Here is a 12,472-nt window from a genome sequence, read left to right as displayed (position 1 = left end):
TTTGCTACAAACATTGCATCAAATAGATTATAGCTCAATTTTCAAGTAAACTAACTTGCACTTTAACAAATTTTAACGTCTTTTCCTTATTACTAAAGGGAAAGGGTTTAACCGAAGATTCAATTAACACCTTTTAGAAAATGCTGAAAAAATTAAGTTTTGTGTTGCTACTATTGTTGTCAGCGCAAATGATATCTCAAGAAATCACCGGAACAGTAAGCGATGCTGATGGACCGCTTCCAGGAGCCTCGGTCTTCGTAGAGGGCACCTCCAATGGTGTGGTAACTGATTTTGATGGCAGATACTCCTTAAAAGGGGTAAGCAACGGCGCCACAATTATATTTTCTTACGTAGGATACAGCCGGCAAGAGATTAACTACACCAATCAAACTGTGCTTAATGTTACTTTACAAAGGGATTTGGTCAGTTTAGATGAAGTCGTACTAGTGTCATATGGTAAACAAAGAAACACACCTGTATCTGTCGTAGATGGTGAAGAGTTAAGTGAATTTCCTACTACGGACATTGGGCAGGCACTTCAGGGAAGGGCAGCCGGTGTTACGATTACCAATGGTGGTTCACCCGGTTCACAGACACTGATTCAAATACGCGGTGTGAATACCTTTGGAGATGGTACCCCACTTTTTGTTGTTGATGGGGTTTTCACTAACAGTATCAACAGTATTGATTTAGCAAGTATTGAAAAAATAGATGTACTGAAGGATGCCGCCTCATTATCGGTTTATGGATCAAGGGGTACCAACGGGGTAATTCTCATCACCACCAAAAAAGGTAAAGTCGGCAACGCCTCTTTTACCGTTAATGCCTCTAGTGGAGTACAAGAATTTAACGACCGTTACGACGTTTTAAACACACAACAATACATTCAGTTCTTGCGCGAAGTCAACGCTTTGGCCGGACAGCAAGGTGGGCCTGATTTTCCTGTAGATCGAATTAACCTAGACCCAAACTTTAATGGCAACGGGGTAGATACCAATTGGCAAGATGCCTATTTTAGACAAGCTCCTATTAATAACATTAGTGCTAATGTGAACGGCGGTAGTGAAAAGGCTAGATATAATGTTGGATTTTCAAGATTGGATCAACAGGGAATCTTCATTGACACTGGATTCTCAAGAACCACACTAAATATCAATACCGATGCCAAAATCTCAGAATGGCTCGATATAGGTCAGACCCTATCATTGGGACATAATAGAACGGTATCACCAGAACGCGATGGTGGTCGTGATCCTTTTCAAAATATACTAGGAATGGCACCCTACATCGAAGTTGGAAATCCTGTGGATGGCTTTGGGGGTACCACCGAATTGGATTTAAACGACTCTCGAAATCAAATTAGAATACAGAATAGCCAAGATAACCTTACAAGGTTTTCATCAGCAATCGGTAGCGTCTTTGTAAATGCTAAAATATTTGATGGACTTAGTTTTCGTTCCCAATTTGGATTGAATGCGAGCCTTTTATTACAAGATAATGAGCGCCGGGCATTTGCTGAATTAGGCACTTTTGCTAATCCAATTAATTTTGTTGATAAAATACGACAAACGACAACACAGACCATTTTTACAAATACCTTGGCATTTGATAAAGACTTTGGTAAACATTCTGTCAATGCCTCTGCTGTGTTGGAACAAACCCAAATCAATTTTGAATCAGGGTTACTTTCGGATAACCAAGAAATCTCTTCAGAAATCCCTGAGATTTTTTCACCGAACGCCAGTTCTCTATCTTTTTCGGTACCAGAAAATTTAAATTCCGTTCTCTTTCTTGCAGGATATGAATTTGATAATCGGTACTCCATCAGTGGCTCTGGTCGACGAGATACTTCTTCACGCTTTTCGCCAGAGAATGCCTCACAATGGTTCTTTTCAGGTGCTTTTGGCTATGATATTTCAAATGAAAAGTGGTTTGATATTGATTTTATCAATAGTTTTAAGTTTAGGGGTAGTTATGGGGAGACCGGTAACAACAGAACAGGTAACGTAGTGAACCAGTTTCTTCCCACCTTAGGCCTAAATCTACCTACTGTATTAAATGATGTGGTAGTTCCTGGGATTAGTCCTAATAATGCAGCCAATCCTGATTTACGTTGGGAAACACAAATCAAACAAAATTATGGGTTCAGTTCTGGATTTTTATACGACCAGATTCAATTCAGCATGGATTATTTCAAAAACCGTAGTGAAGATTTGTTAATTCCAGTGGAATTGCCTTCATCAGCCGGTATACCAGGTAATTCACAAACTGGGGCAACAGTAATCAGAAACGTTGGAATTGTTGATGTCGAAGGACTAGAGCTGACATTGGGTTATAATGACTACAAAGGTGAATTTAAATGGAATTTTTGGGCAAATGTAACTCGGGCAGAAGCTAGGGTAGAACGCCTAGGACTGGCGGGTGAGCCTATTGAACGTGCACGCTTGAATCCGCCTTTTGCATCTGCGCTAAACCGATTGGCAGTGGGTGAAGCCCCCTTTCACTTTTTTGGATTAGTAGCTGACGGTGTCTATTCAACGCAGGCTGAAATTGACGAAGCATTACCCAACAACGGAAATACAGCGGTTCCTGTGCAACCTGGTGACGTTCGTTACCGTGATATTAACGGTGACGGCCTTATTGATTTGGATGATAGAGCCGTAATTGGTAATCCCAACCCAGATTTTACCTACGCCGTTAACTTAAGAGCGGATTACCGTGGATGGGATTTTGATGTACTTTTCAATGGGGTACAAGGTGTTGATATATTGAACAGTAATGTATTTTATTTGGAAGGATTGGATAATGGATTGAACTACGGAACACAGGTATTACGTAGATGGCAAAACCCTGGAGATATCACTGATATCCCAAGGTTTAGATTCGGTAACAATATCAATAATGAAATATCTTCTAGATATATTGAAGATGGTTCATTTCTTAGATTGCGTAATGTGACTGTAGGGTATACCTTCCCCAATACCATGGTTAATAAATCTGGGAATGGCTTTCTTAAAAAGTTCAGAGTGTATGCACAAGGGCAAAATTTATTAACTTTTACAAATTATTCAGGTCTTGACCCTGAAGTTGCACCTTTCTATAATGCAGCTGGCCTGGTTGATGGTCTGGGCATAGATCGAAGTGCACAACCACGACCGATTACCGTAGTTACAGGAATTCAATTAGAGTTTTAATAAAAAGTGTGAGAAAAATGAAAAAAAATAGTTTTAACCTTTTAAAGTGTATCCCTTTTGCGGCACTACTTTTTGTAATAGGCTGTGATAAGGAAGTGCCTGTTGAGAATACCAATGCGCTGAATCCAGAGATTTTCTTTGAATCGTTGACCCAAGTTGAGGCTGCAGTGAATGCAAGCTACAATCAATTTCAAGTACTGTATCAACGTAATGGTTATATCTTGCAAGATGCTATTTCTGATGAAGTACTTTCAAGTGGGGATCCAAACTATGCACCTTTCAATCGATTTGAGTTTAATCCAACTTTAGAAAACATCGCCCAGTATTGGACATCGTGTTTCAATGGTGTTGGAGCCTGTAATTTTGTTATTGGCAACGAAGAAAGAATGCGTACAACTGCAGATTTGCCATCAAGTGATTATACACAATCAGATGTAGACAATGCCCTTGGGCAAGCATATTATCTTAGGGCTTTATATTATTACCATTTGGTAAAACGCTTTGGAGGGGTTCCATTAAAGGTTGAATTAGAAGAAGCTACTGTGGATTCACCTAGAGCTACAGTAGATGAGATTTACGCCCAAATTATAGCAGATTTGCAACTTTCTACCCAATTGACCTTTCCAAAAGGAACTTCTGTAGCTGGTCGGGTGACACGTGAAGCAGCTTTTGCCATGTTGGGCAAAGTATATTTGCATCGCGAAATGTACATCGAAGCACGAGAAGCTTTTAACAATGTAACCAATCATAGCTTATTACCACTAGAAAACTACGCCGATAACTTTAATGCTTCTGGCGAATATAATGACGAATCAATGTTTGAGATAGGATATCAAGTTGCTTCAGGAGTAGGTACTGATAGCGAACGTTGGGCTCAGACTGGTATCGGTACTTCAGAAATAACATTTAGGTCACAAGATTACACTGGATGGGCGAATGCCAGACCTTCAGATAAAATGATACAAGAATTTGAAGAGGATGATCCTAGACTTGAATTCGCCATTTTGGTAGATAATGAAAATACCTTCTACGGCCCAGATTTTTCCCTCCAGTTTCCGTGTCCCGGTTGTGTGGGAGCGCCGGCATGGTATAAATTCTCCCAATTGTATGACGAAACAAATGTTTCTGAAAACAGTGGTGTAAACGTTCGAATCATGCGCTATGCAGATGTAATTTTAATGCGTGCTGAGGTAGAATTGAACTTGGGGAATACCCAAGGTGCAATAGACCTATTGAATGAAATTAGAGATCGTGCAGAAATGCCACGATACGGTACCGCCACTATGGATGCCAGAGGCTTTCAAGTAAATACACCAGAACAGATATTTGAGGCCATTGTCCATGAAAGATTTGTAGAACTTTCTGGAGAACAACAGCGATTCGATGATCTTGTTCGATGGAATCTCGATGATCAAGAATTATCCTTTTTCCCGGATGCTAATTTTGACAATCCAGATGAATCGTTACGTAACGTTCGCGTTTATGATCCAAATGTGCATCGCGTGATGCCCATACCACAAAATGAAATTGACGCCAACACTGCATTGACTGAGGCTGATCAAAACCCTGGATATTAATTGTTCGAGTTAGTTTAGTTATTTCACAATCAATGGGCGAGAATATAAATTCTTGCTCATTTACTTTTTAGTAAATTCAACGATAGAACAAGAAGGAAAAATTGAAAATGCAGAAACTGAAGATTTACTTTCTCGCAACTCTTTTCGGAATCATTTTGGTATTTGGCTGCAAAAACAAAACTGAACAAGGTGCAGATAAATTGCCTAAAAAGGCAACCCCAATATTTTCAAAACTTTCGTCAGATTCGACAGGTATCCACTTTGAAAATCAACTTACAGAAACCGATAGCCTCAACTACTTTACCTATCCTTACATTTATATGGGCGGTGGTGTCTCAGCAGGCGATGTTAACAATGACGGCCTTATCGATTTGTTCTTTACCGGGAATATGGTTGCTAATAAGCTTTATTTGAATAATGGCGATTTGAAATTTACCGATATTACCGATAATGCATCTATTGAAGGTGACACCCGTTGGTACACAGGCACAACCATGGCCGATGTAAATGGCGACGGCCTTTTGGACATATACTGCTTGGTAGCCGGTCAATCAGGCAACAAACAGAACCAACTATTCATTAACAATGGGGATAACACGTTTTCTGAACAAGCTGAAGCCTATGGCTTAAACGATGAAGGAAACAGTGTTGATGCCACCTTCTTTGATTTTGATAACGATGGTGACCTTGATGTATACGTTGCAAACTACCCTATTACCCCTTTCGAATACAACAGCTTTAATTACAAAATGCGCATGGATCGGGTAACCGATACCGAAACCGACAATCTCTACAGAAATGATGGTAATCGCTTTACTAAAATAACAGCATCTTCGGGTGTAAAAGAATATAGTCTTTCACTTAGCGTAACAGCATCGGATATCAATCAAGATGGGTGGACAGACCTTTATATTTCCAATGATTTTAGCACGCCTGATTGCCTATACATCAACCAAAAAGACGGTACGTTTAAAAATGAAATTAAGACTGCCACTGCCCATACTTCTTTCTATGGTATGGGGGCTGATATTGCCGATTTCAACAATGACGGCTTGCTGGATATTATTCAGATGGACATGGATGCCGCATCTAACCGTAGGTCAAAAGCCAACATGGCCAGTATGAACCCTGAACTGTTTGCAAATATTGAACGGGTCGGGTTTCAATACCAATACATGCAAAACAGTTTACAATTGAATACAGGCTACTCAGAGGCTGGTGTTCCAAAACTTAAGGATATCTCGCGTTTGGCGGGAATATCTTCAACAGATTGGAGTTGGGCACCGCTGTTGGCAGATTTTGACAATGACGGTCATAAAGACCTTTTCGTTTCCAACGGAACCCGCAGGGAAATCAACAACAAAGATTATTTTGAAAGCTTAAAAGGCGAAAAAAAACATGAAGACAGTCTACTTGTAAAAAGTCTGCGTATTCCATCAGAACCCATTGATAATTTTATATTCAAGAATAACGGCGACCTTACTTTTACAAAAAACAATAAGAATTGGGGCATTAATGATAAAGGATTTTCCAATGGGGCCGTTTATGTAGACCTTGATAATGATGGAGATCTTGAGCTTGTTGTGAACAATATTGACCAAAAAGCCTCAATTTTCAACAATAACAGTTCAAAAACAAACAATTATCTCGCTTTAGAACTCAACGGGCCTGATGGAAATAAATTGGGTATTGGAGCCAAAATAAAGCTGTACCATAACAATACACATCAATTTCAAGAACTAACATTAAGTAGGGGTTTTCAATCTTCCGTAGCGCCAAGAATCCATTTTGGATTAGGAAAAGATGAGCAAATTGACAGCCTTTTGGTCATCTGGCCCAATAAGAAAAAACAAAAACTGGTAGATGTCAGTGTAAATCAACTTTTAACCGTCGACGTTCTAAATGCAGCGGAAAAATTCTCACCAAAGGAAACCAAACCATCATTATTTTCAAATGTCGATACTCCTCCTGCGCTTTATAAGCACAAAGAGAATGTTTATGATGACTTTAAAAAAGAAATTCTCCTGCCCCATAAAACCTCACAATTTGGACCAGGGTTGTCCGTTGGGGATTTAAACGGAGATGGATTGGATGATTTTTACATTGGGGCAGCCAACAAATATCCTGGCGGCTTATTTTATCAAAAACAAGATGGTTCATTTGAGCAACAAAAATTCAAATTATTATTGGAGGATAGGATGCACGAAGATATCGGGTCCTTAATTTTTGATGCCAATAACGATGGTTATAACGACATCTATATCGTGAGTGGAGGTAATGAATTTAAACCCGGGTCACCACTACTTCAAGACCGTTTGTACATCAATCAAGGTGATGGAACTTTTGTGAAAAATAAAAACGCACTGCCACGTATAACAGAAAGTGGCAGTAGGGTCTATGCCGCAGACTTTGATAAGGATGGTGATTTGGACCTCTTTGTTGGTGGTAGGTTAATACCGGGCAATTATCCTTATCCATCAAACAGCTACTTATTGGAAAATATAAGTACGGGCAAAAATGTCAGGTTCGTTAATAGTACACCGAAACTTGCCCCTGAACTTACTAGAATTGGTTTAGTAACATCAGCGCAATGGGCAGACTTTGACAAAGATGGTTGGCAAGACCTTGCCGTTACCGGTGAGTGGATGGGTATTAAAGTCTTTAAGAATGCCAAAGGAAATGGCTTTAAAGAAGTTACCAATGACTTAGGGTTGGAAGACACCGTTGGCTGGTGGTTTAGTTTAAAAGCCGATGATATTGATAATGATGGGGATATTGACCTTGTCGCAGGAAATTTGGGAGAAAACTATAAATACAAAGCCTCCGAAGATGCCACCTTTGATATTTTTCTAAATGATTTTGATGGTAACAGAACCAATGATATTGTTTTAAGCTATTACAACGACGGAGAACAATATCCGGTTAGAGGGCGCGAATGTAGCTCACAACAAATGCCAAACATTAAAAAGAAATTTGAAAACTATGATGCTTTTTCTAAAGCGACTTTGATAGATGTTTATGACGAGAAAAAATTGGAAAACAGTATTCATTACTCTGTAAAGTCTTTTAAAAGTGCAGTTTTTGAAAATGTTGACGGAAAATTTGTTCGAAAAGATTTACCGCTCAAAGCGCAAATGGCCCCTACGAACCAAATTTTAGTTTCTGACTTTGATAAAGACGGAATAAAAGACCTGTTACTTGCTGGTAACCTTTTCGCCTCTGAGGTTGAAACCCCAAGAGCCGATGCTGGTTTTGGTTCTTTTTTAAAAGGATCAAAAAATGCAGCTTTCAATGTCTTGGGCGCATCACAAACCGGTTTGTTTGTTGATGGTGACGTCAAAGACTTGGCCATGATAACCATTAAGGGGAAGAACTATATCCTTGTTGCCAACAACAATGATTTCTTGGACTTTGTTGAAATTCTTTAACTAAAGTAGAGATCTAATTGAAAAGCACGGGTTTTAAGATTTCTCTGCTGCAATTCTAACGGGTCGCTTAGTGACCAAGCTCGAAATGACACTATTTTACCGATTGATTTTGAAAACAAAAGCACCGAATATATAGAACTTACATTACTAACTTTTAATCGACTTGCACAATCTCAATAAAAAAAGGGATGCCTAAGTAAAGTATACTCAGGCTTCCCTTTTGAACTATACAACTGTTAAAACAGTTGAAAAAAAGTTAGAATTTATTCGTTCGCTTGAATCAAGATTTCCGCAATGTTATCAAAAGTAAAGGTCAGATTATCTCGATCAAATATGGCCAATCCGTCCCTGTTCGCACTGGTGTCCCCATTGTCCCACCAAATACTTGCAAAGCCCCGTTCTGCTGCTAGTTGCGAATAGTATTCTGCATGAGCTAAACGGTCTTCAATATTATTTTGATTAGCAGAACTCCATTCACCTAAGACCACAGCCATGCCCCTGTCTGAAAACCTAGTCTTGATTCGGTTCATTTCTGCCAATAAATCTGCTCTATCTTGACTTGATCCCCATGTAGTATCCGTACCTTCTAAAGTAAAAGGGAATGGAAAGTAAGAATGTAATGAAACCATTGTATTTGGGTCATTATTAGGAATAATAAGAGCATCCATGGCAACTGGCACCGTACTGGCCGCATAGGTAGAGATCATAATTTTTCTAGTCTCGTTATTGCCACCTGTCGCCCTTATGGCATCAAGACTTACTTGATGGTAAGCATTTACCATGTCTCTACCTTCAACTGTTCCTCCTGACCATTCTTCAGGGGTGTTTTCGTGACGAGGTTCGTTCAAGGTTTCAAAAATCACGTAATCACTGTAATCTCTAAACCTCACTGCAATCTGCGTCCATAATTTCGCAAGACGGTCTTTAACTCCATCACTTTCGGCTTGAGTTGGAATAATCCAAGGATCATCATGATGCACATTTACAATAACATACATATCATTCGCCCTTGCATAATTTACAACTTCTTCAACCCTATCCAGCCAAGCAATCTCAACTGCATAGTTTGGAGCATCACCTTGGTGAAAACGCCATGTTACGGGCAACCTTAAGGTTGTAAAACCACGATTGGCCACTGCGTCAACCATCTCTTTAGTAATTCTAGGATTTCCCCAGAATGTTTCGTCTGGCCCCTCAGCATCAAGGCTATTTCCTAAATTCCAACCCGTCTTCATTTCCGCAGCGAACTGGATAGGTGTTAAACCTCGCATTACGCCATTATCAAAATCACTTCCGTCACTTTCAAGGTCATCACCATAAACAGTAACATCTACTTCTTGAGAAGTGTTGTCGCTATTATCATTGCTGTTGTCACTATTACTACCACCATCATTGGTATTGTCAACAGGTTCTTCTGTAGACTCCATATTGGGTACTGTGACTACCTCAACCGAATCTGAACTGCATGAAAAGAAAAAGACTACGGATAGTGCTACTACGATATAATTCCTCATAAAACCAATTTTTATGTAAAAATAGTTTCTGCGGAAATGACTTTAAATCAGAAATGATGTAAATGGTAGAAGAAATGTTGCATCGCTCCAATAGAGGTGTAGAATACCCTTACACTTCATCAATAAGAAACTACCTTTCCTGCTTTATTTTACCTATGTTAAAATCACCTTCTACTATGGGAGTTTCAGTATTAAAATCGATATAGACCTTATTGGATCTATCGGTTTTACTCTCAACTAAAAAAGATTTAATTTTGAGACGCTTTCCATTTCCGATATAAATGTCTTTTAACACATTGTTTCCATCAAAAGTGATGATAGCAAAATGCCCCTGAAACTCAATAGCGTGTTCTCTTAGGGAAAGCGTACCGTTTTCAAAAGGCATTAGATGATACTGTACCAAGATTTTATAGTCAATCTTACTTGTCACTTTTACCCCCTGAAATAGTCCGTTTTGTTCCAACTTTTCTACTGATAGCACTGAGCCATTGTTCGCTGATTCGGCAAAGGGTTCATAAACGCCCACAAAGGGTTTGGTATGTGCCTCACCTTGTTGACGTACGACCAGTGTTGGTGTAGGTAAGCTATCATAAGGTTCTGGTGCTTCAAATGTTTTGGGAGCCATCACTTTGGTATAAGCTCTACCCTCAAAACCAGGCATAAAGACCTTCATATATCGGTTTTTGTCTTTAAACCGTTCTGCTTTAAAAAGTAGTTCAACATCTTCTGAATACCTTTCGGAAGTTTCAACATCTTTAAAAAAGTGCCATCCAGGATTCCGATATTTTCTGTTTCGCCTCCATTCTGCATTCGCATTTGCCATGAATCGATTGGCATCCAGATTTAAAACAAGGTCTTCATTTAAAAAAGTAAGGGACTCGCCCAAATTATGGTAGAGGTAATCATGGTATTCAATGGGTAGTTTAGATTTCGAACGAAAAACATCCAAATAGTAGCCTGTTGTTGACGATGTACGAACCAAGGCCATAGTACGTTGTTGCTCGGCTTCTGCTTTTGTACCTCCACCATCATAAAAATTGGTCGTGGTAAAAGAATAATTGGGGGATACTGCTTTTTGTTTAGGCATTGGTTCCATGCATTCCAAGGTAACTGTATCCATTCCTAGATTTACCCATTCGCCTTCGCCTTGTGATGCTCCGTTTACGATGACCGTATTGTGGGCCGCAAAAATTCGGGAGTAGTTTTCGTGGATGTCTTGAGCGTATTTTCCACGACCATTATCTACTCCCAATACCCTACCCTCTCCATATAGTTCCATGTACATTCCAGAGGCATGACCGTGCACCATAGAAGCACCACCAACAAAGCACATTAACCCATCATCAGGATTACCCGTACTACTCAAATTTCGTTGCAGAAAAATTCCAGCATGGGGCTGTTCGTCGGTTCGGGGCAGTTCAATAGTGGTTTCCTTTTGTTCAAAGTCATCATGGTACCACATCAATGCTTCTAACCCTTCTCTTTGATATTCTCCCTTGGCCATTGCGCTGCCCAATAAGTTGCTGAACTGCTTTTCTAATTTGGGTACGCTATCAATTTTACCCAGCTTATAAGCTAACTCATAGGCATCATAAGGTGTTTTGTACTTGCGATGGCCGTCGCCCCAAAGTATGAGTTCTCCGTTCGGATTTACCAAATAGTCCAAGCGCTGAATTGCCCAGGGAATATTTGGGTAAGTGCGGCCCATTTGTAAAGAGGGGTCATATTTGGTCAATACGTACATCAATTTCGTAGAGCGCTCAGCAACATCATTCGTATACTGCGAAGATTCTGGCCAGATATCCCCTTCATTTTTATAAAATTCAGCCACTTTAGCAAGCGCATCTTGATTGGAGGTATTCTTGGTTAAATAATACTCCAAATACATATTCCTCTCCTGAATATCTTCTAAAGCCAGCGCATTGTATACCAAACAATTGGATTCCAATACTGGATGATTTGAATTGATTATACCATTATCTACAACCAATCTTGCATAAGTTAGGAAAACCTCTTGGGCTTTCGCCATAGGAAAATCAACATGAGACTGGCGTGCCACATCATAAGGTTTACCACCTTTTGCAATAAAAGGGGCGACAAAATCATAAACAATAGGAAATTTTTCTCCAATTATGCGGGCTTCCCTCAGAATATCATCAGGGCATAGCCAGCCACCACGGGGTCTCCAATCCGAAGGTTCCAATTGCGAAATACCCATGACCGCGGTGTATAGTATGTCTGTAGCAAACTGGGCATAGCTATTCTTCTTATCTAGGTAATACAAAAAACCAGCATCTCTAGCCAGCTCCAGATACTCGGACAGTTTAAAGAAATTGGCCATCTCTTCGTCAGAGGCATTATCTAGATTTTCATGTTTTCCCTTTTCACCTGTAGTCGTGTAAGTTAGGGGAGGAATACTATTGGTTTTCGCTTGACTCCAATCCAACGGTAAATTTCTAAGAAATTTGTCTCGGTTTTCTTGATAAAATACCAAAGTGCTATCAACCCTTTGTTTAACTTCCTCATAAGATGATTTCGCCCATGCTTTGGTCTCTATTTTGTTCAGGATGATGTGGCGGTCGTCAGCATCCACCCAAATAAATGGACGATTTTTTGTTTGCCCATGAGTATTTAAAAAGGCAAAGACAAGAAGGCAATAGAGAAAACCCTTTTTTCTCATAATCTAATCGGTATTTGATTAATCAAAACCACTCAAGTTTTGTATTTCTATTCGTAGTTCTCCAAGCCTTATTGTACTT

The 12,472-nt window shown here is 39.6% G+C and carries 5 protein-coding genes; 3 read left to right on the top strand and 2 right to left on the bottom strand.

The annotated features are described in order from the left end of the window. Nucleotides 1-140 precede the first annotated feature (140 nt). The 3 genes from HCO57_RS00520 to HCO57_RS00510 all read left to right on the top strand — a co-directional run bounded on the left by HCO57_RS00520 (nucleotide 141) and on the right by HCO57_RS00510 (nucleotide 8,199). A complete protein-coding gene (locus tag HCO57_RS00520; RefSeq protein ID WP_167987366.1) occupies nucleotides 141-3,194 on the top strand; it encodes a SusC/RagA family TonB-linked outer membrane protein in 3,054 nt (1,017 codons plus the stop codon). Between the two features lie 17 nt (nucleotides 3,195-3,211). Further along, nucleotides 3,212-4,771 carry a RagB/SusD family nutrient uptake outer membrane protein gene (locus tag HCO57_RS00515; RefSeq protein WP_136950776.1) on the top strand — a complete coding sequence of 520 codons (1,560 nt, stop codon included), beginning with the start codon at nucleotides 3,212-3,214 and terminating at the stop codon, nucleotides 4,769-4,771. Nucleotides 4,772-4,878: 107 nt separating this feature from the next. Then, nucleotides 4,879-8,199 carry an FG-GAP-like repeat-containing protein gene (locus HCO57_RS00510; RefSeq protein ID WP_167987365.1) on the top strand — a complete coding sequence of 1,107 codons (3,321 nt, stop codon included), beginning with the start codon at nucleotides 4,879-4,881 and terminating at the stop codon, nucleotides 8,197-8,199. Nucleotides 8,200-8,462: 263 nt separating this feature from the next. On the opposite strand, the gene HCO57_RS00505 is transcribed toward HCO57_RS00510, so the two are convergent. Together HCO57_RS00505 and HCO57_RS00500 are read right to left on the bottom strand one after the other, a co-directional pair. After that, complete coding sequence (locus HCO57_RS00505; protein ID WP_167987364.1) at nucleotides 8,463-9,713, bottom strand: glycoside hydrolase family 5 protein; 1,251 nt, start codon at nucleotides 9,711-9,713, stop codon at nucleotides 8,463-8,465. 130 nt (nucleotides 9,714-9,843) lie between these two features. Continuing rightward, nucleotides 9,844-12,393 carry a heparinase II/III family protein gene (locus HCO57_RS00500; protein ID WP_167987363.1) on the bottom strand — a complete coding sequence of 850 codons (2,550 nt, stop codon included), beginning with the start codon at nucleotides 12,391-12,393 and terminating at the stop codon, nucleotides 9,844-9,846. Between the last annotated feature and the right edge of the window lie 79 nt (nucleotides 12,394-12,472).

Source organism: Croceivirga sp. JEA036 (genome assembly GCF_011882165.1).
Taxonomy (GTDB): Bacteria; Bacteroidota; Bacteroidia; order Flavobacteriales; family Flavobacteriaceae; genus Croceivirga.
This window is presented reverse-complemented; position numbering and strand designations above follow the sequence as displayed.